Genomic DNA, 26,904 nt, shown 5'->3' with positions numbered 1-26,904 from the left:
CCCGGCGGCCGGAGCCGACAGGTGAGGGGGCTACAAGCAAATTATCAAACCAACTTCGCGGTTTTTTCTAGCCCCTTTTCGGACTCACTTGTTGCAGTGCGGTCACAGCGCGGCCGGCTGCCCGGCGTCAACTGCCCTCAGAGCAGCGGGAAAACGGAGCAGGAAGGCGTCCACGTCGCGGTCGGAGAGGATCAGCGGCGGCGCCAGCCGGATGACGTCCGCGGCCGCCGCGTTCACCAGCAGCCCCGCGTCCTGGGCCGCCTGCTGGAGCCGCGGTGCGACCGGCTCGCTCAGCACGACGCCCAGCAGGAGGCCCGCCCCCCGCACCTCCTTGACCAGGGGATGTCCCAGGCTCTCGATACCGCGCCGCAGGCGCTCGCCGGTGTGCCGCACGTGGTCCAGGAGTCCGCCGTCGGCGATCGTGGCGAGCACGGCGAGCGCGGCGGCGCACACCACCGGGTTGCCGCTGAAGGTGGAGCCGTGGGTACCCGGGGACAGCAGACCGGCGGCCGGGCCGAAGGCGAGGGTCGCGCCGATGGGCAGCCCGCCGCCCAAACCCTTGGCCAGGGTGACGACATCGGCCTCGACGCCCTCGGCCTGGGCCGCGAACCAGTGGCCGGTGCGCCCGATCCCCGTCTGGATCTCGTCCAAGGCGAGCAGGGCGCCGTGCGCGGCGGTGATCTCGCGGGCCGCGCCGAGATACCCGGCGGGCGGAACCAGGACGCCCGCTTCGCCCTGGATGGGTTCGAGGATGACCAGCGCGGTGTCGTCGGTGACCGCGTCGCGCAGCGCCTCGGTGTCCCCGTACGGGACGAAGGTGACGTCGCCGGGCAGCGGGTGGAAGGGGGCGCGCTTGGCGGGCTGGCCGGTCAGGGAGAGGGCGCCCATGGTGCGGCCGTGGAAGCCGCCCCGGGCGGCGACCATGTGCGTACGGCCGGTGAGCCGGCCGATCTTGAACGCGGCCTCGTTGGCCTCGGCGCCGGAGTTGGCGAAGTAGACGCGGCCGGAGCGGCCGGTCAGGCCGAGGAGGCGTTCTGCCAGCGCCACGGTCGGTTCGGAGATGAAGAGGTTGGAGACGTGGCCGAGCGCGGAGATCTGGTGCGCCACGGCCTGCACGACGGCGGGGTGGGCGTGGCCCAGGGAGTTGACCGCGATGCCGCCGAGCAGGTCGAGGTACTCGCGGCCGTCGGCGTCCCACACCCGGGTGCCCTCGCCGCGCACGAGCGCGAGCCGGGGGGTGCCGAAGTTGTCCATCATGGCGCCCTGCCAGCGGCGGGTGAGTGCGGCGTTGCCGTGAGGGGCGTTCACGCGGCGGCGCCTTCGGCCGGCACGTCGGAAGCGTCGGGCACCTCGGGCACGTCGGGCACGTCGGGCACGACCATCGTGCCGATGCCCTCGTCGGTGAAGATCTCCAGCAGGACCGAGTGCCGTACGCGGCCGTCGATCACGCGGGCGCTGCGGACGCCGTTGCTGACGGCGTGGAGGCAGCCCCGCATCTTGGGGATCATGCCGCTGGCCAGCTCCGGCAGGAGGGCCTTGAGTTCCTGGCCGGTGAGGCGGGAGATGACCTCGTCGCTGTGCGGCCAGTCGCGGTAGAGGCCCTCGACGTCGGTGAGGATCATCAGGATCTCGGCGTCGAGCGCGGCGGCCAGAGCGGCGGCGGCGGTGTCGGCGTTGACGTTGTAGACGCCGCCCTCGGCGGCGTCGGCGTCGTCCATGCTGCGGGCGATGGAGGAGATGACGGGGATGCGGCCGTCGTCCAGGAGGGCCTTGACGACTCCGGCGTCGATGCCGGTGATCTCGCCGACGCGGCCGATGTCGACGCGTTCGCCGTCGATGTCGGCGTAGGCGCGGCCCGCGGTCATCAGGCGGGCGTCCTCGCCGGTCATGCCGACGGCGTGTGGTCCGTGCCGGTTGAGCAGGCCTACGAGTCCGCGCTGGACCTGGCCGGCCAGCACCATCCGCACCACGTCCATGGTCTCGTCCGTGGTCACCCGCAGGCCCCCGGTGAAGTGGGACTCCAGTCCCAGCCGGTCCAGCTGCTTGTTGATCTGCGGGCCGCCGCCGTGCACGACGACGGGCCTGAGGCCGGCGTGGTGCAGGAAGAGGATGTCCTCGGCGAAGGCCGCCTTGAGCTGGTCGTCGACCATGGCGTTGCCGCCGAACTTGATGACGACGGTCTTGCCCCGGTGGCGCGCGAGCCACGGCAGTGCCTCGACCAGGGCGTCGACCTTGGGAAGGGCGGTGTGCTTGCGGGCGGCGGCCATCCCGGTGGGGGTGAGGGAGGTCAGTACGGTCATGAGGAGTACTCGCTGTTCTCGTGGACGTACTCGGCGGTGAGGTCGTTGGCCCAGATGACGGCCGAGGCGGTGCCGGCGGCGAGGTCGGCGGTGATGCGGACCTCGCGGCCGCTCATGTCGGCCTTGGTGCGGTCCTCGCCCACGCTGCCGTCCCGGCACACCCAGACGTCGTTGATGGCGACGCCGAGACGGGCGGGGTCGAAGACGGCCCGTGTGGTGCCGATGGCGGACAGGACGCGGCCCCAGTTGGGGTCCTCGCCGTGGATGGCGCACTTGAGGAGGTTGTTGCGGGCGATGGCCCGGCCGACCTCCACGGCGTCGTCCTCGCTGTCGGCGTTCACGACCTCGATGCGGATGTCCTTGCTGGCTCCTTCGGCGTCGCCGATGAGCTGGCGAGCCAGGTCGTCGCAGACGGTGCGGACGGCCTCGGCGAACTCCTCGTCGTCCGGGATGATCCCGGAGGCGCCGGAGGCGAGCAGCAGGACGGTGTCGTTGGTCGACATGCAGCCGTCGGAGTCGACGCGGTCGAAGGTGAGGCGGGTGGCGTCGCGCAGGGCGGCGTCCAGGCGGGGGGCGTCGACGTCGGCGTCGGTGGTCAGGACGACGAGCATGGTGGCGAGGCCCGGGGCGAGCATGCCGGCGCCCTTGGCCATGCCGCCGACGGTCCAGCCGGGGCCCTCGTGGACGCTGGTCTTGTGCACGGTGTCCGTGGTCTTGATCGCTATGGCGGCGTCCTCGCCGCCGTGCTCGGACAGTTCCTTCGCGGCCCGCTCGACGCCCGGCCGCACCTTGTCCATGGGCAGGTGGACGCCGATGAGTCCGGTGGAGGCGACCGCGATCTCGTGCGTGGGAACTCCGCCCAGGGCGCGCGAGGCCGTGGTCACCGTGACGCAGGTGTCCTGGAAGCCCTGGGGTCCTGTGCAGGCGTTGGCGCCGCCGGAGTTGAGTACGACCGCGCTGACGCGTCGTCCCTTGAGGATCTGCTGGGACCACTTGACGGGGGCGGCCTTGACGCGGTTGGAGGTGAAGACGCCCGCGGCGGCGCGGCGCGGCCCGGTGTTGACCACGAGGGCCAGGTCGGGCCGGCCGTTGGACTTGATGCCTGCGGCTATCCCGGCCGCGGTGAATCCCTTTGCTGCCGTGACGCTCACTTCGTCTCCTCGTTGGCTTCTCCCGCGCGGTACGAAGGCGCGGATGTCGGGATGGTCCGCGGCCCGCGGACCGCGCGTGCGTCGCTCACGGTGCGACTCCGATCGTGGAAAGTCCGGCTCCCTCGGGGAGGCCGAGGGCGATGTTCATGCTCTGGATCGCGCCGCCCGCCGTGCCTTTGACGAGGTTGTCGATGGCGCTGATCGCGATGATGCGGCGCGTGGCCTCGTCGTAGGCGACCTGGACCTGGGCGGCGTTGGAGCCGTGCACGGACCCGGTGGCCGGCCACTGCCCCTCGGGCAGCAGGCGGACGAACGGCTCGTCCGCGTAGGCCGTTTCGTAGGCGGTGCGCACGTCGGCGGCGGTGATGCCGGGCCGGGCGGTGGCGCTGCAGGTGGCGAGGATGCCGCGGGCCATCGGGGCGAGGGTCGGGGTGAAGGAGACGCTGACGCGCTCCCCCGCGGCCGCGCTGAGGTTCTGGATCATCTCGGGGGTGTGGCGGTGGCCGCCGCCGACGCCGTAGGGGCTCATGGAGCCCATGACCTCGCTGCCGAGCAGGTGGGCCTTGGGCGCTTTGCCGGCGCCGGAGGTTCCCGAGGCGGCGGTGATGACGGCTTCGGCCTCGGCGAGGTGGGCGGCGTAGGCGGGGAAGAGGGCCAGGGATACGGCGGTGGGGTAGCAGCCGGGTACCGCGATACGGGTGGCGGCCTTCAACGCGGTGCGGTGGCCGGGGAGTTCGGGCAGTCCGTAGGGCCAGGTCCCGGCGTGCGGTGAGCCGTAGAACCGTTCCCAGTCCGTGGCGTCGGTGAGGCGGAAGTCCGCCCCCATGTCCACGACCAGAACGTCCTCGCCCAGTTGTGCGGCGACGGCCGCCGACTGTCCGTGGGGCAGGGCGAGGAACACGACGTCGTGGCCGCTGAGTGCTTCGGTGGTGGTGGGCTCGAGGATCCGGTCCGCGAGCGGGGCCAGGTGCGGCTGGAGTGTGCCCAGCGCCTGTCCCGCGTTGGAGTTGCCGGTCAGGGCGCCGATCTCCACCTCGGGGTGTCCGAGGAGCAGCCGCAGGGCCTCTCCGCCCGCGTATCCGCTCGCTCCGGCCACTGCTGTCCGCACGGTCATGTTCCCCTCCTGATCAGCGACGGCATGAATCTCCATCAGGCGGGGACCGCCCACAACCGGATTAGTCATGTCCATGTCAAAAACGGTGAGGGCGACAGGCGGCTGCGGAAATCCCGTCTCGCCGCTCCTGGCGTGCGCTTTCCGCACGGCGGGCGCCTCGGCGCCGCCCGTCGGCACCGCGCTTTCGCCGGGCGCCGATCGGTCGCCGCACCACTGAACACCCCGCGTCACACGGGCGCTTCGCCGCCGAAGAGCGCCTCGATGTGGTCGAACCCCTCGGCCCGCAGGCTGGGCGTGGCGTCCACGGCCCGCGCGTACTGCTCCCGCACGACGTCCCCGGGCAGCCGCAGATGCGCGGGGCGCAGGGCGTTGCGGTCCAGACACAGCTGCAGTGGCGTGGCCATGACCAGCGCGATCGCGGGGACGTCGTACCGCTCGGCGATCATGAGCAGTCTGGAGCGCACCGCCGCACCCGTGTGGTCGGCGTCCACCACGGTCGTCAGGCGGCGGGCCAGCCGTCTTTCGACCACGGTTCCCAGCGCGTGGACGGCCCTGTCGGTCGCCTCCGGCGCCGAGGCGTCGTCGCCGATCAGCTCGCGGAAGGTGTCCAGTTCGAGGACGCTCTCCGGCGGCCAGGCGGCGGCCGTCGTGCTCTTGCCGCTGCCGACCGCGCCCAGGAGCACGATGAGGACCGGGGAGGGAAAGACGGTATCGGTCACGGCGTCTCCAATACGGATGGCGGGGCGGCGGCGGCATGAGCCGGCAGGCGTCAGTCGGTTTTACCGCAATGCCCCCTTGCAGCTGCAGTGGCCAACTTTCGCCGGAGCACGCCCCGCGGCCCGGCACGGGTGCCGTCCGAGCACGGCGAAAGGCGCCCTGACAGGGAAGTTCTCCCCGTTCGGGCGCCTTTCGCCGTGCTCGGACGGTTCAGAAGGCCACCGGCAGTCCGCGCAGGTGGCGTCCCTCGCCCGGCAGGTCGAAGTACTCCAGGTCCTCGCGTGCCACGCCGAGCGTGAGCTGGGGGTGCTGGATGAGCAGCTCGTCCAGTACGACCTCCGCCTCGAGGCGGGCGAGCGCCGCGCCGATGCAGTAGTGGGCGCTGTGTCCGAACGCCACATGGCCCACGCCGCGGCCCATCTCGCGGGTGATGTCCAGGCCTTCGGGCGCCTGGTACTCATCGGGGTCGAAGTTCGCCGCGAGCAGGGCGCTCGTCACCGCCTCCCCCTTCTTGAGCGGCATCCCGGCGAACTCGAGGTCCTCGGTCGCGTACAGGGGGGCGCCCATGGGCACCGGGGAGGTGTAGCGGAGCAGCTCGGGCACGGCTCGGCCGAGGAGTTCCGGCTCGGCTCGGAGCCGGGCGAGCTGCTCGGGGTGGTCGAGGAGGGCGAGCACCGAGCTGGCGATGAAGAGCGCGGGCGGGGTGATGCCGGTGTTGATCAGAAGGAGGATGAGGGCGACCATCTCCGTCTCGCTCAGGCCGTCCGGGTCGTCCTTGCCGGAGATGATCCAGCCGGATACGAGGTCGTCGGCGGGCTCGAGGCTGCGCCGGGCGATGAGGTCCTTGGAGTGCTCGACCATGTTCCGCAGGGCCGGTATGACCAGTTCGATGTCGCCGGAGGCGTACTCGCGGATCCAGGTCCGCATCTGCGGCACGTCGGACGCGTCGATGCCGATGAGCGCGCAGATGACCGTGGAGGCCAGCGGGTAGCCGACGTCCTCCAGGAGTTCGGCCTTCCTGGCGTCGGCGAGAGGGGCGACGAGCTCGCGGGTGATCTCCTGGAGGCGGGGACGCAGCGCGTTGATGCGCCGAGCGGTGAAGGACTTGGTGACCAGGTTGCGCAGCCGGCTGTGCTCGGGACCGTCGGAGAGCACCATGATGCCCAGGTAGTCGCGGTAGTCCGCGGGCAGACCGTACGCCTCGATCATCTGCTCGGCGATGCTCGGCCCGTCATCGGCCAGACCCGGCACCTTGCCCTGGTCCCGTACGAACCGCGGATCGCTCAGCGCGGCCTTGGCGTGCTCCTGCCCGGTGATGAGCCAGACCGGCGTCTCGATGTCGGGCAGGGTCACACGCACGAGCGGGGCCTGGCGCCGCAGCTCCAGGTAGCCGCGGACGGGATCGCTGACGAGCTCCGAGGTCAGCGCGAAGATCTCGGTCTCGGGCGACGTGGTGGTCATGGTGCTCCCCTTCGGACGCGGCCGCGCGTCGGTGTGGTCGTACGAGGATCGGAGAGGGGCCTTCCGGGCCGGGAGGGCTTCCCGGCGTCAGAGTGCTGGAGACAGGGAGGCCCCACAAGTGCCACCGGTCGCACTCACGATCCGCGGGGAGGGCTCTGACCACGCATGATTGTTTTTCAGGCGGTGTACGGGAACGGGATTCTGGACAGTTGAACACCGCCGGGGCGCGGGCTTTTTCGGGGTGCGGACATGCCGGTGCGCGCCTGCCCCCGGGTGAGGGGGTAGGCGCGCACGTGCGGGAGCGGCGTAGGGGTGGCGTCGCGCCCGCTTCTGTCGTTCCGTCGTTCAGAAACGCAGTTCCTGGGTGCAGCACTTGACGCTGCCGCCGCCCTTGAGCAGTTCGGAGAGGTCGGTGGCGTGGGTGCGGAAGCCGCGGGCCCGCAGCTGCTCGGCGAGGTTCTGGGCCGCCTCGGGCAGGATGACGTTTAGGCCGTCGCTGACGGCGTTGAGGCCAAGGACGTCCGCGTCCTGCTGGCCGACGAGCAGGGCGTCGGGGAAGAGGCGGGCGAGCACGTCGCGGCTGCCGAGCGTGAAGGCCTCGGGGTAGTACATGACCTCGTCGCCGTCCAGGACGCACAGCGCGGTGTCCAGGTGGTAGAAGCGCGGGTCGACCAGTTCGAGGCTGATCACCGGGCGGCCGAAGAACTCCTGTGCCTCGCGGTGTCCTTCGGGGGTGCACCGGAAGCCGCGTCCGGCCAGGATCCAGCTGTCGGTGACGGCGAAGTCCCCCTCGCCCTCGTTGACGAACTCGGGTTCGTATATGTCGGTGAAGCCGTTGGCGCGGAACCACGCCCGGTGGGCGGGGGCCTCGGCGGACCGTTCGGTGTTGAGGAATTTGGCGCCCAGCACTCTGCCGTCCACGACGGTGGCGCCGTTCGCCGAGAAGACCATGTCGGGCAGGCCGGGCTCGGGGTTGACCAGGTCCACGCGGTGGCCCAGGGACCGGTAGAGGGCGTACAGGAGCTCCCACTGCATGAGGGCCAGGCTGTTGTCGACGGGCTTGGCGGGGTCCATCCAGGGGTTGATGGCGTAGCTGACCTCGAAGTGGTCGGGGCGGCACATCAGGTAGTGGCGTCGGGTGGCCTTGCGGTCCTGCACCGATACGGAAGTCATGTCATCTCCGGAGTGGGGTGATCAAGTACTGGCGTAGGGGTGCGGCACGCGCGGTGGCACACACCGGGGTCGGGAGGGTCGAGCCGGGCCCGTTACGGACGTCGTCGGCCGGGACGGGCCCACGCTCGCCGTCTCCCTTCTTCAACGCTGCGTCAGACGCGAACGGTGTCCCGTTCCATGGCGTCACGCAGGCTCTTGGGCCGCATGTCGGTCCAGTGCTGGTCTATGTATCCCAGGCACTCCTGGCGGCCTTCCTCTCCGTACGCGACTCGCCAGCCGGCGGGCACATCGGTGAACGTGGGCCAGAGCGAGTACTGCTCCTCCTCGTTCACCAGGACGTAGAACCGGCCGTCGTTGTCGTCGAACGGGTTGGTGGTCATGGGCAACTCCAAATCTTCTGAGAACTCAGCGGCATGTGTTCATGCCGCGTTGAACTGCCGGGAGCTCCTCCTCTCGGCGATCGAGTCGGCGATCTCGCCGCTCCTGATGGCGATGTTCGACAGGAGCGAGGACGCGAGTCCGTGGGTGTGCTCGGTGCCGCCCTGGAGGTAGACACCGCAGGACACGTCCTCGGTGGTGGCAAGGCGGTAGTCGCGTTCGACGCGCAGGCGGCCCTCCTCGTCGCGCAGGCAGTGGGCCTCCAGCTCGCCCAGGAGCTCGGTGGGCTCCATGGAGTCGTAGCCGGTGGCACAGATCAGTACGTCGACGTCGAGCTGGTAGGTCTCGTCGTTGCGCACCGAGTGCATGGTGAGCCGGACGTCGTCGCCGGTCTGCTTCACGCTGTCGACGCGGGAGAGGTTGAGGAACTCCAGCCGTGGCGTTCCGCGGACCTCGTCGTCGTACTGGCGCTGGTGCAGGTCACGGATGACCTCGTCGTCGACGACGCCGTAGTTGGTGTTCCGGTGGTAGCGCCAGAAGGAGTCCTTGGACCGCTGGCTGCCGTGGTAGTAGTCGTCCACGGCGTCGGCGTCGAAGATGCGGTTGGCGAAGGGGGTGTCGTCCGCGATGGAGTAGCCGTAGGACGGCATGATCGCGGAGACCGTCGCCTCGGGGAGGCTGTCGTAGAGGAACCTCACGATCTCGGCGGCGCTCTGGCCGGCGCCGACGACGGCGACCCTTTTCACCGTGCTCTGGTCAAGGCCGCGGAATTTTTCAAGGAATTCCGAGCTGTGCCATATTCGTTCGTCCTTGGCGACGCCGGACGGCATTTTGGGGACGAGTCCGGTGGATACGACGATGTTGCGGGCCTTGACCACGCGGGTCTCGCCGGGGGAATTGGTGTCCCGCATCTCGACCTCGACGTGGTCGGCCTGGCCCTCGGTCCGGGGAAGTTTCACGGACAGCACCTCGGAGCTGTAGGTGACGCGGTCCGCGAAACTCGACTCGGCCCACTCCAGGTAGTCGTGGAATTCCTGGCGGGTGGGGAAGAAGACCTGGTTGTTGACGAACTGGGCCAGCCTGCCCGCCGCGTGCAGGTAGGAGATGAAGCTGAAGCGCGAGGCCGGGTTCCTGAAGGTGGCCAGGTCCTTCAGGAAGGAGATCTGCATTTGCGCCGACGGGAGCAGCATGTTGCGGTGCCATCCGAGGGTCGGCTGGCGCTCGAAGAAAGCTGCCGACATCGGCCGGCCCGCGTCGTTGCTCTCGTGCTCCTCGAGAGCAACGGCAAGTGAGAGGTTGGACGGGCCGAAGCCGATTCCGACGACCTCGTAGACTTCATCCTTGCTTCCCATATCAATTCTCCCGCCGGTGATGGTTTCTGAAAGCTACTGCAGGAATTGCGGACCGGTCAATAATTTGTATCGAGAAATTATGACCGATCTTTTCGTCACGTTTTTCGGCGCGCCGGAATTCAAGAGCCATCGATGGAAATCAAAAGCGTCATTGAATTCCGCGCGGAGCGTCAGGCCGAGAGGGGGCAGCCGGGCGCCGGCAGCTTGTCCATGAGACGCGCGGCCGAGCGGTGCGCGTCGGAGTCCCTGTTCGCGAAGTTCTCGCGGACGCGCTCGCGGATGTGCGGGTCCTGCTCCTGGCTGAGCTTGAACATGCCCTCCGCGCCGGACACATCGATCCGGAAGCCGCCCACCGCCGGGAGGATCTTGCGGAAGTAGTCCTGGGATTCGGACATGTCCCAGGCGTTGCCGAAGTCGCCCTCGAAGGTGCGCACCGTGGCCCTGACGACCTCCAGGGTCTCCTCGCCCGCCGCCTCGTGCTCGATCTTGCGGAGCCGGCCGTGCACATGGACGGACGTGAAGTCCCAGGTCGGTGCGGCCGGGGTGATCTGATACACCGTCGGCGAGACGTAGGCGTGCGGGCCCGTGAAGGTCAGCAGGACCGGCGTGCCGTCCTCCATGGCCTTCCAGTGCGGGTTGGCCCTGTTCATGTGGCCGAGGAGGCGGGCGCCGGAGAGGTCGGGCGCCCACTCCTCGGTCATCTCCGGGTCCTGGATGACCGGCAGGTGCGTGGCGTAGGGACCCGCTTCCGCCGGGCCGTTGGAGGTCATCAGCGCCAACGGGTTGCCGCGCAGGATGTCCACCATCCAGGAGGCGGACGGCTGGCGGTAGGGAGCGGGAACGAACATGTCAGATGCACTTCCTTCGATGCGGGGTCCGTCGGTGGGGGTGCGCCTCAGAGCGCATCGAGCGCTTCGGCGATGGCCGCGGTGACGGCCGGCGCGTGTTCCGGGGTGCAGATCTCGTAGTGGGTGCCGGGGATGTCGTGCACCCGCAGCGTGCCGGTGATGTGTGACTTCCACTGGTCCATGTACGGCGCCTCGGGATTCAGCGTGGCGTTGAAGAACAGGGCATCGCCCTCGAATTCGGGCTGCTCGAACCGCTTGAGCATGTCGACGTTGTTGACGACGACGGCGGAGGCGATCTCCAGCAGGCGCTCCTCGTCCGAGTCGGCGAGGTCTCCGATGTGGTCCTTGAGCAGGTGGCGCACCTGCTCGACTTCGAGGTCGGCATTTTCGGAGAAATGACTGCTGGGAGCGGAATCCAGAAGCCCGAGCAGTGCCACTTCGTGGCCACGCCTTTGCAGTTCGGCAGCCATCGCGTGGGCGACTGCACCGCCGAAGGACCAGCCGATCAGGTGGTAGGGGCCTTCCTTCTGATACGAGAATATCTGCTCGATATAGTCGTTCACCAGGCTTTCCAGGCGGTCGGGGAGCGGTGTTTTCCCGTCGAGTCCGCGCGCTTGAATTCCGTACGAAGGACGGTCGGCGGGCAGCTTGGCCGTGAAATTCAGGTACGGCCAGGCGAGGCCGCCGGCCAGGTGAATGAACCACAGGGGTTCCCTGTCCCCACCGGTCTTGATCGGGAGCACCCGGGCGAAGGGGTCGGCGTTCTCCGACGCCTCGTCCCGCGATTCCAGGCAGGCCGCGAGCTCGGCGACCGTCGGCGACTGGAACACCGCCCGCATGGGCAGGACCGCGTCGAGCTGGGTGCGGATGCGGTTGTTGAGCCGCGTGGCCAGGAGCGAGTGCCCGCCGAGGGCGAAGAAGTCGTCGTCGATGCCGACTTGGTCAAGGCCCAGGATGTCGGCGAACAACTCCGCCAGTGCCTTCTCGGTCGGCGTGCGCGGCGCCCGGTACTCCTGTCCGGCGAATTCCGGTGCGGGCAGCGCGGCCCGGTCGAGCTTGCCGTTGGGCGTCAGCGGCAGCTTGTCCAGGACCATGAAGGCCGCGGGGACCATGAAGGCCGGCAGCTTCTCCGTGGCGAACTCGCGCAGCGCGTCGGCGTCGAGGCTCTCGGGCCCGGCGCCCACGACGTATCCCACCAGTTGCTTGCCGGTGCCGCGTCCCTCCAGTGCGACGACGGCGGCCTGGGCGACGCCGGGGTGGGCGACGAGGGCGGCCTCGACCTCACCGGGTTCGATGCGGAACCCGCGGATCTTGACCTGGGCGTCGCCGCGCCCCACGTACTCCAGCTGCCCCCGCTCGTTCCAGCGGGCCAGGTCGCCGGTGCGGTACATCCGCTCCCCCGCGGGTCCGAAGGGGCCCGCGACGAACCGTTCGGCGGTCAGGTCGGCCCGGCCGCGGTAGCCGCGCCCGACATCGCCGGCGATGTACAGCTCGCCGACCACTCCGACCTTCACGGGTGCCAGACCCGGGCCGAGGACGTAGGCGCGGACGTGGCCGAGCGGCGAGCCGATCGGGGCGCTGCCGGAACCGTCCCACTCGCCCGCTTCGGGGACGGTGAAGGTGGTGGCGTAGAAGGATTCGCTCTGCCCGTAGGCGTTGACCATCTTCACGCCGGGGAAGGTCTCGCGGATCTGCTGGACGAGACCGGCGGGCAGCGCCTCGCCGGCGAAGACCAGGGTGTCGACGTGGGTGCGCTCGGCGAGCTGGTCGACGAGTTCGGCGAAGACCGAGGGGACGGTGCTGATCACGTTGCCGTCCCAGCTGTCGCGCTCGCTCAGGGCGAGTACGTCACGGACGACTTCGACGGTGCCGCCGGTGCACAGGGTGGTGAAGATCTCGAAGGCGGAGACGTCGAAGTTCACCGAGGTGCCTGCCAGCATCCTGCGGCCCGGTGCCGCTCCGATGCGGGCGGCCAGGCGCAGCACGCCGTTGACGACGTTGCTGTGGGTGATGGCGACGCCCTTGGGTGCTCCGGTGGAGCCCGAGGTGTACATCACGTAGGCCAGCTGCTGCGGCCTGAGCGTCACCGCCCGTCCGCCGTCCGATGTCTGACTGCCGGTCAGGTCGAGCTGGTCAAGGTGCAGCAGCGGAAGGTCGGTGTCCGGCAGTACGGAGACCGTCCCGGTGTCGGTGAGGATCAGTTGCGGTGCTGCCTCGCCCAGGATGTACGCCAGCCGGTGGCTGGGGTACCTGGGGTCGATGGGCAGGTAGGCACCGCCTGCCTTGAGGACGGCGAGCAGGCCGGCCACGAGGTCGGTGGAGCGGGGCAGCGCCACCGCCACGATCGTCTCGGGTCCCACCCCTTGGGCGGTGAGCACGCGGGCGAGGCGCGCCGCGCGGGTGTCGAGCTCCTGGTAGGTGAGCGAGACGCCGTCGCACAGGACGGCCTCGGCGTCCGGGGTGGCCTGGACCTGCTGGGCGAACAGCTCGGGGATCGTCACCTGCGGGGTGGGGGTGTCGACGTGGTTGAACTGGTTGAGGAGCATGTCGCGTTCGGCGGCCTCCAGCACCTCCACCTGCCCGATGTGGCGGGCGGGGTCCTGCGCGAGCTGGCTCAGGATGCGCTGCAGGCTGCCGGCCAGGGACTCCACCGTCGCCCGGTCGAAGACGCTCTCCTTGTACTGCAGGGCGAGCCGCAGGTAGGGGTCGGCGTCGGCCATCAGGGTCAGCGGGTAGTGGGTGCCGGAGAAGGGGCGGATGCCGGTGAAGGAGATGCCGCCCGCCGAGTTGGCGTCGGTGAGGCCTTCCTGGTCCACGGGGTAGGACTCGAAGACCACGAGCGTGTCGAACAGGGTGCTCAGGCCGGTGGTGCGGTGGATCTCCGAAAGACCGTAGTGGTGGTGGTCCAGGAGGGCCGCCTGCCGCTTCTGCAGGTTCTGCAGCATGTCGGCGAGGGTTTCCCCGGAGCTGTAACTCGCCCGTACGGGGAGGGTGTTGATGAAGAGTCCGACCATGGAGTCGACGTCGGTGACCGTCGGCGGCCGTCCGGAGACGGTCGCGCCGAACAGCACGTCCTGGCGTCCGGTCAGCTCGCCGATGAGGACCGCCCAGGCCCCTTGCAGCAGGGTGTTGACGGTGATGCCGAGCTCGGAGGCGCGCCGGTTCAGGAGGCGGGCCTCGTCCATGGGCAGCACCACGTCGACCTGGCCGGCCGCAGAGTCGTCCACGTCGTCGCCCGGGCGGGCGGTGACGGGGGCGACCAGGGTGGGCTCCTCGACGCCTTCGAGTTCGCGGGCCCAGGCACGTGCTGTGGCGTCCTGGTCCTGCTGGGAGAGCCACAGGACGAAGTCGCGGTAGCCGCGGGTCCGGGGCAGGACGGTGCCGTCGCCGCTCGATCCGTAGAGGCGCAGCAGGTCGGTCATGATGATCGGGAAGGACCAGCCGTCGAACAGCACGTGGTGTGCGGTCAGGACCAGTTCGGCCTTGTCCGGGCCCATGGTGAGCAGGGCGAAGCGGAGCAGGGGTGGCTGGACCGGGTCGAAGTGCCGGTGGTGGTCCTCGGCGAGGAACCGCTCGAACGCGGCGTCGCGCTCGTCCTCGGGCAGGTGGCTGAGGTCGATCTCCTGCCAGGGCACTTCGATGCCGTCGACGACGATCTGGACCTGGTTGCCGTCCTCGTCGTGGACGAAGGCGGTGCGCAGGTTGGCGTAGCGGTCCAGGAGGGCCTGGCCCGCGGCCCGCATGCGGGCGGCGTCGACCGTGCCGCCGATGTGGAAGGCGATCTGCATCTGGTAGGCGTCGATGGCGTCGTCGTCGTTGAGCATCGACTGGAAGAGCAGTCCGGACTGCAGCGCGGTCAGCGGCCAGACGTCGGCCAGGCCCGGGTAGTGGCTCTCCCAGGTCTCGATCTCGTGCTGGGCGACCTTGACCAGCGGCAGGTCGGAGGGGGTGAGCCCGCCTGCGGCCGGGTCGGCTGCGTGCCGGGCCACCGCCTCCAGGGCGGCGAACCACAGGTCGGCCAGTTCCTGCACCTCGGCGCGGGTGAACAGGCCGCTGGGGAAGCCGACCACGGCGTCGAGCTGGGCGCCCAGTTCGGTGTCGATGACCGCGGAGTTGATCTCGACCGTCGACATGGCGGGCATGTCCGCGTCCAGGTCGGCGGCCAGGTCCAGGTCGGATATCTGGGTGAAGCCGAGGCCGCGGAGGTCTTCGGGCATGTCGGCGGAGGAGAAGCGGCCGAGGTAGTTGAAGCCGATCTGCCCCGTGGAGTGCCCGGCGAGTTCGGCTGCCGTCTCCGGGTTGAGGTAGCGCAGCAAGCCGAAGCCAAGTCCCTTGTCGGGGATGGCCAGGAGCTGCTCCTTGACCGCCTTGACCACACCACCGGCGGCAGCGCCCCCGGCGAAGGCCTCGTCGATGTCGAAGCCCGCGGTGTCCAGGCGTACCGGGAACATGCTGGTGAACCAGCCCACGGTGCTTGACAGATCCGCTCCGGGCACGACCTCCTGCTCACGGCCGTGACCTTCCAGCTTGATCAGCGTCGAGGGCTCCACAATCCCCCGGCCTCGCCGCCACTTGGCGACCGCCAGAGCCAGCGCCGCCAGCAGACCGTCGTTCACACCACCGTGGAAAGCCGCCGGGACCTTCGTCAGGAGCGCTTCGGTGACGGCGACGGGGAGCCGTACGGTGAACTGCTCCTGGGTGGAGAGCAGGTCGACGGCCGGGTCGAGGGGGCGGGAGCCGAGCTGGGGGTCGGGCCCTTCGAGGACCGAACGCCACAGTTCCATCTCGGCGACGCGCTCGGGGCTCTTGGCCTCTTCGATGAGCGCGTGCGTCCAGCGCCGCACCGACGTGCCCACGGCCGCCAGCTCCGGGGTCTTGCCCTCGCTGAGCTGCCGCCAGGCCTCGGCGAGGTCGGGCAGCAGGATCCGCCAGGACACCCCGTCCACCACCAGGTGATGCAGAGCAATCAGCAGCCGGCCCGCGACCGAGGCGTCACTCGGCGCGAACCACACGAACTGCGCCATCACACCGCCAGCGGTGTCCAGCCGGCCCGTCGCCACATCCAGTTCGAGAGCGGCCCGCTCCTGCCACGCCTCGTCCCAGGCACCGTCCCACTCCACCCGGTGAACCAGCGCGGCGGCATCCACGCAGCCCTTCGGGCCGATCTCGATGACGCCATCGCCCTCGCCCATGACCAGGCGCGAGCGCAGAATGTCGTGCCGGTCCAACACCGCGTTCAACGTCGCCGCCAAACCATCGGCGCCGATCCCCGAAGGCAGTTCCAGAGCCAGCGACATCGAGAAGCGGTCATAGCCGCCCCCCAACTCCGCCATGTAGTGGACGATCGGCAGCAGCGGGAAGGAGCCGACCCCGCCGCCCTCGAACTCCTCGAGGACGATCGCGGTGCCGGTGTCGAGGGCCACGAGGGCCAGCTCGGCGACCGTGCGCTGCTCGAAGATCTGCCGGGGGGTCACCTCCAGGCCCTGGGCGCGGGCCCGGGTGACGACCTGGATGGAGCGGATGGAGTCGCCGCCGACGGCGAAGAAGTCATCGTCCACACCCACCCGGTCGAGCCCGAGAACCTCGGCGTAGACAGCCGCCAGGACCTTCTCCTGCTCGGTGACCGGCGCCCGATAGGCGCCGCCGGTGAACTCCGGCTCCGGCAGAGCCTTGTGGTCCAGCTTGCCGTTGGGCATCAACGGCAGCCGGTCCAGGATCACGAACGCCGAAGGAACCATGAACTCCGGGAGCCGCTGGCCGAGGAAGGCCCGCAGGTCGCGGGAGGAGACTCCGGCGGTCAGGTCGTAGTCCGTCTCGCCGACGCTCTCGGCGCTCTCGTGCCGGTCGGCGCCGGCCGGTACGACGTAGCCGACGAGCTGCTTGGCGCCCTTGGCGCCGGCTGCTTCCCTGACGACGACCGCGGCCTGGGCGACGCCGGCGTGCGCCACCATCGCGGACTCGACCTCGCCGGGCTCGATGCGGAAACCGCGGACCTTGACCTGGGAGTCGGCGCGGCCGACGTACTCCAGCTCGCCCTCGCTGTTCCAGCGGGCCAGGTCACCGGTGCGGTACATCCGCGATCCGGGCTCGCCGTAGGGGTCGGCGACGAAGCGCTCGGCGGTCAGGCCGGGGCGGCCGAGATAGCCGCGGCCGACGTTGCCGCCCACGTACAGCTCGCCCACCACGCCGACGGGGGCCGGCTGAAGGGCCGGGCCGAGGACGTAGGTGCGCATGTTGCCCAGCGGCCGGCCGATCGGCGCGCTGCCGCTGCCTTCCCAGGCCTCGTCGCCGTGGACCGCGAAGGAGGTGGCGTAGAAGGACTCGGTCTGGCCGTAGGCGTTGATGATCCGGATGTCCGGGCGGACTTCCTGGACGCGGGCGACGAGCGCGGCCGGCAGGGCCTCACCGGCGAAGACGACCGTGTCCAGGGCGCCGCCCGCGGAGATCTGGTCCCAGAGTTCGGCGAAGGCGGAGGGCACGGTGGAGACGATGTGGCCCTGCCAGTTGTCGCGTTCGCCGAGGACGAGGACGTCGCGGACGATCTCGATCGTGCCGCCGTGGCAGAGGTTGGTCAGGATCTCGAAGACGGAGACGTCGAAGTTGACCGACGTGCCCGCGAGGGCCGTACGTCCCGGGCCGGCCTCGATGAGCGCGGCCAGGTGCGTGATGCCGTTGACGACGTTGCGGTGGGTGACGGCGACCCCCTTGGGGGTGCCGCTCGAACCCGAGGTGTACATGACGTACGCCAGGTCCTCCGGCCGCAGCGCCGCGGTGCGGTCGCGGTTGGTCAGGTCCGCGCCGTCCTGGCCGGTGACGGAGTCCAGGTCGAGGGTGTCGGTGAAGAGGGCGGGGATGTCGGTCTCGGGGAGGACCGAGAGGGTCTCGGTGTCGGTCAGCACCAGCACGGGTGCCGCCTCGGTCAGGATGTGGGCCAGCCGGTGGCTCGGGTACTTGGGGTCGATCGGCAGATACGCCGCACCCGACTTCAGAACACCCAGCATGCCGACGACCAGATCCGCCGTCCGCGGCAGCGACAACGCCACCACCGACCCCGCACCCACACCCCGCCCGGCCAGCTCACGCGCCAGCCGGTTCGCCCGCGCGTTCAACGCCCCGTAACTCAGCTCCGCACCGTCACAGACCACCGCCACCGCATCCGGACTCTGCGCCGCACGACGCTCGAACAGCACCGGAAGGGTGTGCGCCGGTACCGGCACGAAGGTCTTGTTGTGGCCGCGTACGACCAGTTCGCGCTCGGCGGGGTCGAGGGCGTCGACCAGGCCCACCGGGGCCCCGGGGTTCGCGACGAGGCCGCGCAGCACCCGCAGGAAGCGGGTCGCGAGGGCCTCGGCGCTCGAACGGTCGAAGAGGTCGGTCGCGTACTCGATGAGGCCCTGCGCCTCGCGTCCTGCGGGCGTGGTGACCTCGGTGAGGTTGAAGAACAGGTCGAACTTGGCGGTGCCGGTGACGATGGGCACGAAGTCCACGCGCAGGCCCGGCAGGTCGAAGTCGGCCTGGGCGAAGTTCTGCCAGGCGAACATCACCTGGAACAGGGGGTGGTAGGCGGTGGAGCGGTCGGGGTTGAGGATCTCCACGAGGCGCTCGAAGGGGGCGTCCTGGTTGCCGTAGGCGCCCAGGGCCTTCTCCTTCACCTGGGCGACCAGCTCGTCGAACGTCGGGTTGCCGGCGAGCTCGGCCCGCAGCACCCAGGTGTTGACGAAGAAGCCGATCAGGTCGTCCAGGGCGTCGTCGGTACGGCCGGCGATCGGGGAGCCGATCGGGATGTCGTCCCCGGCGCCGACCTGGTGCAGCAGCACGGCGAGCACCGACTGCATGACCATCGAGACGGTCACGTCACGCTCTCGGGCCAGCTCCTCCACCGCGGCGAACAGCTCGGGCTCCACGGTGAACTCGGTCATGTCGCCGCGGTGGCTGGCCTTGGGCGGGCGCGGCCGGTCGGCGGGGAGCTGGAGCGGCTCGGGGATGCCGGCCAGTTCCGTACGCCAGTAGGCGCACTGTTGCCCGAGGACACTGTCCGCGTCGGAGTTCTCGCCGAGGAGTTCGCGCTGCCAGATGGCGTAGTCGGTGTACTGGACGGGCAGTTCGGCGAAGTGCGGTGTGCGGCCATCGCGGCGGGCGCCGTAGGCGGCGGACACCTCGCGGATCAGGGGCGCCATCGACTCGCCGTCACCGGCGATGTGGTGGATGACCAGCGAGAAGATGTGCTCCTTGGCGCCGGTCGCCAGGATGCGGGCCCGCACCGGGATCTCGCGGTCGAGGGCGAAGGTGTACTCGGCGGTCTCGGCGATCGCCGCGTCGAGGCCGTCGGCCGTGACCTCGATGACCGGCACGTCGAGCTGGGCTTCGGCGACCGGCACGATCCGCTGGAAGGGGATGCCGTCGGCGTCCTCGGCGAAGACGGTGCGCAGGCTCTCGTGCCGGGCCACGACGTCGCCGAGGGCGGCCGCGAGGGCTTCGGTGTCCAGGTCGCCGGTGAGCTTCAGGTTGAGCGGGATGTTGTACGTCGCCGATGGGCCCTCGAACTTGTCGATGAACCACAGGCGGCGCTGGGCGAACGACAGCGGGAGCCGCTCGGGCCGGGAGGCCAGCTTCTTGAGCGGCGGGCGGACCTCGACGCCCGCGGAGAGGTGGGTGGCGAGTTCGGCGACGCTCGGCGCGGCGAAGACCGTCTTGATCGGGAGTTCCGCGCCGAGGACGGTACGGACCCGGCTGATCAGGCGGGTCGCGAGCAGTGAGTGGCCGCCGAGGGTGAAGAAGCTGTCGTCGATGCCGACCTGGTCGACGCCCAGGACCTCGGCGAAGAGCTCGGCGAGGGTCTGCTCGGCGGCGTTGCGCGGCGCCCGGTAGGCGCCCGCGGTGAACTCCGGCTCGGGCAGCGCGGCCCGGTCGAGCTTGCCGTTGGGCATCAGCGGCAGCCGGTCGAGGACCATGAACGCGGCGGGGACCATGAAGTCCGGCAGGCCCGCTGCCGCGGTCTCGCGCAGCTCTTCGGCGGTGACGCCGCCGGCCTCGGTGGGCACGACGTAGCCGACGAGCCGCCGGCCCGCACCGGTGGCCGCCGCGGCACGGGCGACGACCACTGCCTGGGCGACGCCGGGGTGGGCCACCAGGACGGCCTCGACCTCGCCGGGCTCCACGCGGAAGCCACGGACCTTGACCTGGGTGTCGCCGCGGCCGACGTACTCGAGTTCGCCGCTGTCGTTCCAGCGGGCCAGGTCACCGGTGCGGTACATCCGCGATCCGGGCTCGCCGTAGGGGTCGGCGATGAAACGTTCGGCGGTCAGGCCGGGGCGGCCGCGGTAGCCGCGGCCGACGTTGCCGCCGATGTAGAGCTCTCCTGTGACGCCCGCGGGGACCGGCTGGAGGCCGGAGTTCAGGACGTAGGCGCGCATGTTGCCGAGCGGTGCGCCGATCGGCACGGCGCCCAGGGACCGGGGGGTGCCTGAGGCGGTGAAGGTGGTGGCGTAGAACGACTCGGTCTGCCCGTAGGCGTTGATGATCCGCACGCCGGGGAACGCCGCGCGGGCCCGGTTGACCAGGTCGGCGGGGAGCGCCTCGCCGGCGAAGACCAGGACGTCCACCTGTGTGTGGTCGGCGATCTGGTCGAGGAGTTCGGCGAACGCGGAGGGAACGGTGGAGATGACGTTGCCCTGCCAGCCCGCGCGCTCGCCGAGGACCAGGACGTCGCGGACCACTTCGACGCTGCCGCCGGTGCACAGGGTGGTGAAGATCTCGAAGGCGGACACGTCGAAGTTGATGGAGGTGCCGGCCAATGCCCTGCGGCCGGGGCCCGCGTCGATGTGTCCGGCGAGCTGGGTGACGCCGTTGACGACGTTGTGGTGGGTGATGGCGACGCCCTTGGGCGTGCCGGTGGAGCCCGAGGTGTACATGACGTACGCCAGGTGCTGGGGCAGCAGCCGGGCCCGCCGGTCGGCGTCGCGGAGGTCGCCGACGCCGGCGGCCGCGTCCGCCAGGACGTCCGCGAAGTCGACGTCGTCGAGGTGGAGCACCGGGGTGTCGCCGTCGGGCAGCACGTCGGCGGTGTCGTGGTCGGTGAGGATCAGCCGCGGGGCCGCCTCGGTGAGGATGTACGCGAGCCGGTGGCTGGGGTACTTGGGGTCGATCGGCAGATACGCCGCGCCCGACTTCAGGACCGCGAGGAGTGCGACGACCAGCTCCGCCGAGCGGGGCAGGGACAGGGCCACGACGTCCTCGGGCCCCACACCTCGGCCGGTCAGCTCCCGCGCGAGACGGTTCGCCCGCGCGTTGACCTCCGCGTACGTCAGTTCCTGGCCCTCGCAGAGCACCGCGAGTGCGTCCGGGCTCTTGGCTGCCTGCGTCTCGAAGAGGGCGGGCAATGTGAGCGCGGGCGCCGGCGCGTCGGTGTCGTTGGAGCGCTCCAGGAGGCGGACGCGCTCGGCCGGGTCCAGGATGTCGACGCGGCCGACCGGCAGGGAGGGGTCGGTGATCAGCTGGCGCAGGACCCGCACGAGGCGTGCGGCGATGACGTCGACGGTCTCGCGGTCCAGGACGTGGCTCTGGTACTGGAGGGTGAGCCGCAGGTGCGGGTCGGCGTCCGCCATGACCGTCAGCGGGTAGTGGGTGCCGGTGGAGGGGCGGATGCCGGTGAAGGCGATACCGGCCGCGGAGTTGGCGTCGCTGAGGCCGTCCCGGTCGACCGGGTAGGACTCGAAGACGACGAGGGTGTCGAACAGGGTCGTGAGTCCGGTGGAGCGGTGGATCTCGGTCAGGCCGTGGTGGTGGTGGTCGAGGAGGGCCGCCTGCCGCTTCTGCAGGTTGCGCAGTACGTCGGCGAGCGAGTCGGCCGGGCTGTACTCGACACGGACGGGGAGGGTGTTGATGAACATGCCGACCATCGAGTCGACGCCGGTGACCTGTGGCGGGCGTCCGGAGACGGTGGCTCCGAACACGACGTCCTGGCGTCCGGTGAGCTGGCCGAGCAGCACCGCCCAGGCGCCCTGGACCAGGGTGTTGACGGTGATGCCGAGCTCGGAGGCGCGCCGGTTCAGGTCGCGGATCTCCTCCAGCGGCAGGGGGAGCTCGACGTGGCCGATCCCGGAACTGCCCTCGTGGGAGGCGCCGTCGGGGACCAGCAGGGTCGGCTCGTCCACGCCGGCGAGGTCCTCGGCCCAGGCGCGGGCCGTCTCCTCCTCGTCCTGCCGCGAGAGGTGGACCAGGAAGTCCTTGAAGCCGCGGACCCTGGGCAGTACGGAGGCGTCTCCGGCCGATCCGTAGAGGCGCAGGATGTCCTGCATCAGGACGGGCAGGGACCAGCCGTCGAACAGGACGTGGCTGGCGGTCAGGACCAGCTCGGATGCGGCCTGTTCGGTCTTGACCAGGGTCAGCCGCAGCATGGGCGGGACGGCCGGGTCGAAGCTTCGGCCGTGGTCCTCGGCGAGGAACCGGTCGAAGGCGTCGGCGCGGGCCAGCTCGTCGAGGTGGCTGAGGTCGATCTCCTGCCAGGGCACTTCGATGCCGTCGACGACGATCTGGACCTGGTTGCCCTCGGCGTCGTGGACGAAGGCGGTGCGCAGGTTGGCGTGCCGGTCCAGGAGGGCCTGGCCCGCGGCCCGCATGCGGGTGGCGTCGACCTCGCCCTCGATGTGGAACGCCATCTGCATCTGGTAGGCGTCCCAGGAGTCGTCGTTGAGCATGGTGTGGAAGAGGAGCCCGGCCTGCAGCGGCGTCATGGGCCAGACGTCGGCCAGGCCCGGGTAGTGGCTCTCCCAGGTCTCGATGTCCTGCTGGGTGACCTTGACCAGGGGCAGGTCGGAGGGGGTGAGCCCGCCGGCGGCCGGGTCGGCGGTGTGCCGGGCCAGTGCCGTCAGGGCGGCGAACCAGAGGTCGATGAGTTCCCGGACGTCCTCGGAGGCGAACAGCCCGGCGGGGAAGCCGGCCGAGACGTCCAGCCGGGCGCCCTGCTCGGTGTCGATGACCATGGAGTTGAGTTCCAGCGCGGACATGGCGGGCATGTCGGCGTCCAGGGGCGCGGACATCTCGCAGAGCTGGGTGAAACCGAGGCCGCGGAGGTCTTCGGGCATGTCGGCGGAGGAGAAGCGGCCCAGGTAGTTGAAGCCGATCTGCCCCGCGGAGTGCCCCGCCAGTTCCGCGGCGGTCTCGTCGTTGAGGTAGCGCAGGAGTCCGAAGCCGAGGCCCTTGTCGGGGATGGCCAGGAGCTGCTCCTTGACCGCCTTGACCACACCACCGGCGGCCGCGCCCCCGGCGAAGGCCTCGTCGATGTCGAAGCCCGCGGTGTCCAGACGCACCGGGAACATGCTGGTGAACCAGCCCACCGTGCTTGACAGATCCGCTCCGGGCACGACCTCCTGCTCACGGCCATGACCCTCCAGCTTGATCAGCGTCGAGGGCTCGTCGATCCCCCGGGCACGCCGCCACTTGGCGACCGCGAGGGCGAGGGCCGCGAGGAGGCCGTCGTTGACTCCGCCGTGGAAGGCGGCCGGGACCTTCGTCAGGAGCGCTTCGGTGACGTCCGCGGGCAGTTGCAGCTCCACGAAGTCAAGTGCGGTGCGGGTGTCGGTGGCCGGGTCGAGCGGGCGGGAGCCCAGCTGCGGGTCGGGCCCGTCGAGGACGCGGCGCCATACGTCCATCTCGGCGACGCGCCCGGGGCTGTTGGCCTCCTCGATGAGCGCGTGCGTCCAGCGCCGTACGGAGGTGCCGACGGCCGGGAGTTCGGGCGTCTTGCCCGCGCTGACCTGTCGCCAGGCCTCGGCGAGGTCGGGCAGCAGGATGCGCCAGGACACGCCGTCCACCACCACGTGGTGCAGCGCGACCAGCAGCCGGCCCGCGACCGAGGCGTCGCCCGGGGCGAACCACACGAACTGCGCCATCACGCCGGCCGCGGTGTCCAGGCGGCCCGTCGCCGCGTCCAGTTCGTCGGCGGCCCGCTGCTCCCAGGCCTCGTCGAAGGCGCCGTCCCACTCCACCCGGTGGATGAGGGCGGCGGCGTCGACGGAGCCCTTGGGGCCGATCTCGATGACGCCCTCGCCGTCCATGACCAGGCGGGAGCGCAGGATGTCGTGCCGGTCCAGGACCGCGTTGATGGTGGCGGCCAGACCGTCCGCGTCGATCGCCGTGGGCAGTTCCAGGGCGAGGGACATGGAGAAGCGGTCGTAACCGCCCCCCAGCTCCGCCATGTACCGGGCGATGGGCATCAGCGGGAAGGTGCCGATGCCGCCGCCCTCGAACTCCTGAAGGGTCGGACCCGTCCCGTCGTCGCTCACGGCGACCTCGGCCAGTGCGGCGACGGTCCGGCACTCGAAGATCTGCCGGGGGGTCACCTCCAGGCCCTGGGTGCGGGCGCGGGAGACGACCTGGATGGAGCGGATGGAGTCGCCGCCGACGGCGAAGAAGTCATCGTCCACACCCACCCGGTCGAGCCCCAGGACCTCGGCGTAGACAGCCGCCAGGACCTTCTCCTGCTCGGTGACCGGCGCCCGGTAGGCGCCGCCGGTGAACTCCGGCTCCGGCAGAGCCTTGTGGTCCAGCTTGCCGTTGGGCATCAACGGCAGCCGGTCCAGGATCACGAACGCCGAAGGAACCATGAAGTCGGGCAGGTGCTGCGAGGCGTGGGCGCGCAGCTCGGTCGCCTCGATGCCTGAGCGGAAGTCGTGGCTGTCCTTGTCGCTGGTGAACGCAGGGACGACGTAGCCGACGAGCTGCTTGGTCCCGGTGCCCGCGCCCTCGCGGGCGATGACCGCGGCCTGGGCGACGGCGGGGTGGGCCACCAGGGCCGCCTCGACCTCGCCGGGTTCGATGCGGAAGCCGCGGACCTTGACCTGGGAGTCGGCGCGGCCGACGTACTCCAGCTCGCCCTCGCTGTTCCAGCGGGCCAGGTCACCCGTGCGGTACATCCGCGATCCGGGCGGCCCGAAGAAGTCGGCCAGGAAGCGTTCGATGGTCAGGTCGGGGCGACCTCGGTAACCGCGGGCCACGTTCCCCGCGATGTAGAGCTCTCCCGTGACGCCGGGGACGACGGGCCGCAGGCCGGGGCCGAGGACGTAGGCACGCATGTTGCCGAGCGGCCGGCCGATGGGGACGTTGCCGGAACCGTCCCAGGTGTCGTCGGCGGCGATGGTGAAGGTGGTGGCGTAGAAGGACTCGGTCTGGCCGTAGGCGTTGACGACACGGACGCCGGGGAAGGCCTCGCGGACCCGGGTGACCAGGGCGGCGGGCAGGGCCTCGCCCGCGAAGACGAGGGTGTCGAGCGTGGTGCGTCCGGCGATCTGGTCCAGGAGCTCGGCGAAGGCGGAGGGGACCGTGGAGACGATGTGGCCCTGCCAGTTGTCGCGTTCGCCGAGGACGAGGACGTCGCGGACGATCTCGATCGTGCCGCCGTGGCAGAGGTTGGTGAAGATCTCGAAGACGGAGACGTCGAAGTTGACCGACGTGCCCGCGAGGGCCGTGCGCCCCGGTCCGGCGTCGATCCGCTCGGCCAGGTGCGTGATGCCGTTGACGACGTTGCGGTGGGTGACGGCGACACCCTTGGGGGTGCCGCTCGAACCCGAGGTGTACATGACGTACGCCAGGTCCTCCGGCCGCGGTGCGCCGTCGCCGCTGAGGTCGGTGTCCGTACCGCTCTGAAGGTCGACGTCGCCCAGGTGCAGCCGGGGCGTGTCGGTGTCCGGGAGCACGGACTCCGTGCCGGTGTCGGTCAGCACCAGCTCGGGTGCCGCCTCGGTCAGGATGTGGGCCAGCCGGTGGCTCGGGTACTTGGGGTCGATCGGCAGATACGCCGCACCCGACTTCAGAACACCCAGCATGCCGACGACCAGATCCGCAGTCCGCGGCAGCGACAACGCCACCACCGACCCCGCACCCACACCCCGCCCGGCCAGCTCACGCGCCAGCCGGTTCGCCCGCGCGTTCAACGCCCCGTAACTCAGCTCCGCACCGTCACAGACCACCGCCACCGCATCCGGACTCTGCGCCGCCCAACGCTCGAACAGCACCGGAAGGGTGGTCTCGGGGACGGGGGTGTCGGTGGCGTTGACCGCGTCCAGGTGCCGGCGCTCGGCCGGCTCCAGGGCGTCGACGCGCCGCACCGGCGCCGAGGGGTCGGTCATCAGCGCCCGCAGGACCCGCACGAAGCGGGAGCCGATGGAGTCGGCCGTGGCGCGGTCGAAGAGGTCGGTGGCGTACTCGATGGTGCCGCGCGCCCCGCCGTTCTCGGCGGGGGCGACGTTGAACTCGAGGTCGAACTTGGCGGTCTGGGTGCCGAGCTGCTCGAAGTCGAGCCTGGTCTCCAGACCCGGCAGGTCGACCTCGGCCCGGGTGATGTTCTGCCAGGCGAAGAAGACCTGGAAGAGCGGGTTGTAGGCGGTGGACCGCTCCGGGCTGATCTGGTCGACCAGCATCTCGAAGGGGGCGTCCTGGTTGTCGTAGGCGCCCAGGGCCTTGTCCTTCACCTGGTCCAGGACGTCGTCGAAGCTCGGGTTGCCCGGCAGTTCGACGCGCAGCACCCAGGTGTTGACGAAGAAGCCGATCAGGTCGGCGAGGTCCTCGTCCACCCGGCCGGCGATCGGGGATCCGATGGGTATGTCGTCGCCGCCGCCCAGGTGGTGCAGCAGTACGGCGAGCACCGACTGCAGGACCATGGAGACGCTCAGCCCGCGCTCCTGGGCCAGCTTCTCCACGGCGTCCCGCAGCTCGGGGTCGATGTGGAACTCCACGTGGCCGCCGTCGTGCGAGGCCACCGACGGGCGGGGGCGGTCGAGCGGCAGGTTCAGCGGCTGGTCCATGCCGGCCAACTGCTCGCTCCAGTAGGCGAGCTGTCCGTACAGCACGGACTCGGGGTCCTTCTCGTCCCCGAGCATTTCGCGCTGCCAGAGCGTGTAGTCGGAGTACTGGACCTCCAGCTCGTCCCAGCCGGGCGCGTGGCCCGAGCGGCGGGCGGTGTAGGCGGCGGACAGGTCCCGCAGCAGCGGCACCGCCGACTCGCCGTCCGCCGCGATGTGGTGGAACAGCAGGACCAGTACATGGGCGTCGGGGGCGTGCCGCAGGACGCACGCCCTGACCGGGATCTCCGCGTACAGGTCGAACGCGTAGGAGATCGTCTCCCTGATGGTGTGGTCCACCTCGTCCGGTGACACCGGCACGACCGGCACATCGAGTACTGCTTCCTCGACGGACAGGATCCGCTGGTAGGGGACGCCCGCCTCCTCGAAGAGGACGGTGCGCAGGACCTCGTGCCTGGCGACCACGTCGCGGACCGCCGTCGTGAGCGCGTCGGTGTCCAGGTCGCCCGTCAGGTGCAGGGCCAGCGGGACGTTGTAGGTCGCCGAGGCCCCCTCGAAGCGGTCGAGGAACCACAGACGGCGCTGAGCGTAGGACAAGGGGATCACTTTGGGT

The 26,904-nt window shown here is 70.4% G+C and carries 11 protein-coding genes; all 11 read right to left on the bottom strand.

The features are described from left to right. Window positions 1–102: 102 nt before the first annotated feature. Entirely contained in the window at window positions 103–1,308 is a 1,206-nt protein-coding gene (locus tag ACIBCK_RS37995; RefSeq protein WP_399397804.1) for an acetylornithine transaminase, read from the bottom strand. After that, on the bottom strand, window positions 1,305–2,300 hold the full coding sequence (gene argB / locus ACIBCK_RS37990; protein WP_399397803.1) for an acetylglutamate kinase: 996 nt from the start codon (window positions 2,298–2,300) through the stop codon (window positions 1,305–1,307). Before argB ends, ACIBCK_RS37995 begins: the two co-directional genes overlap by 4 nt. Beyond that, on the bottom strand, window positions 2,297–3,451 hold the full coding sequence (gene argJ / locus ACIBCK_RS37985) for a bifunctional glutamate N-acetyltransferase/amino-acid acetyltransferase ArgJ (RefSeq protein ID WP_399397802.1): 1,155 nt from the start codon (window positions 3,449–3,451) through the stop codon (window positions 2,297–2,299). The genes argB and argJ overlap by 4 nt, the downstream gene beginning before the upstream one ends. An 85-nt stretch (window positions 3,452–3,536) precedes the next feature. Continuing rightward, on the bottom strand, window positions 3,537–4,565 hold the full coding sequence (gene argC / locus ACIBCK_RS37980) for an N-acetyl-gamma-glutamyl-phosphate reductase (RefSeq protein ID WP_399397801.1): 1,029 nt from the start codon (window positions 4,563–4,565) through the stop codon (window positions 3,537–3,539). A gap of 227 nt (window positions 4,566–4,792) precedes the next feature. Next, window positions 4,793–5,284: an AAA family ATPase gene (locus ACIBCK_RS37975; RefSeq protein ID WP_399397799.1), complete on the bottom strand. Its 492-nt coding sequence runs from the start codon at window positions 5,282–5,284 to the stop codon at window positions 4,793–4,795. A 208-nt stretch (window positions 5,285–5,492) separates the two neighbouring features. Beyond that, on the bottom strand, window positions 5,493–6,743 hold the full coding sequence (locus tag ACIBCK_RS37970; protein WP_399397798.1) for a cytochrome P450: 1,251 nt from the start codon (window positions 6,741–6,743) through the stop codon (window positions 5,493–5,495). A 345-nt stretch (window positions 6,744–7,088) separates the two neighbouring features. Then, a complete protein-coding gene (ddaH, locus tag ACIBCK_RS37965; protein WP_399397797.1) occupies window positions 7,089–7,916 on the bottom strand; it encodes a dimethylargininase in 828 nt (275 codons plus the stop codon). Between the two features lie 152 nt (window positions 7,917–8,068). Further along, the gene (locus tag ACIBCK_RS37960; protein WP_399397796.1) at window positions 8,069–8,296 is read right to left on the bottom strand and encodes an MbtH family protein; all 228 of its coding nucleotides are present in this window, start codon (window positions 8,294–8,296) and stop codon (window positions 8,069–8,071) included. A 39-nt stretch (window positions 8,297–8,335) separates the two neighbouring features. After that, complete coding sequence (locus tag ACIBCK_RS37955) at window positions 8,336–9,646, bottom strand: lysine N(6)-hydroxylase/L-ornithine N(5)-oxygenase family protein (RefSeq protein ID WP_399397795.1); 1,311 nt, start codon at window positions 9,644–9,646, stop codon at window positions 8,336–8,338. Between the two features lie 170 nt (window positions 9,647–9,816). Then, complete coding sequence (locus ACIBCK_RS37950) at window positions 9,817–10,494, bottom strand: FMN-binding negative transcriptional regulator (RefSeq protein ID WP_399397794.1); 678 nt, start codon at window positions 10,492–10,494, stop codon at window positions 9,817–9,819. Window positions 10,495–10,541: 47 nt separating this feature from the next. Continuing rightward, window positions 10,542–26,888: an amino acid adenylation domain-containing protein gene (locus ACIBCK_RS37945; RefSeq protein WP_399397793.1), complete on the bottom strand. Its 16,347-nt coding sequence runs from the start codon at window positions 26,886–26,888 to the stop codon at window positions 10,542–10,544. Window positions 26,889–26,904 lie beyond the last annotated feature (16 nt).

It is taken from the genome of Streptomyces sp. NPDC051218 (assembly GCF_044455475.1).
Lineage (GTDB): Bacteria > Actinomycetota > Actinomycetes > Streptomycetales > Streptomycetaceae > Streptomyces.
This window is presented reverse-complemented; position numbering and strand designations above follow the sequence as displayed.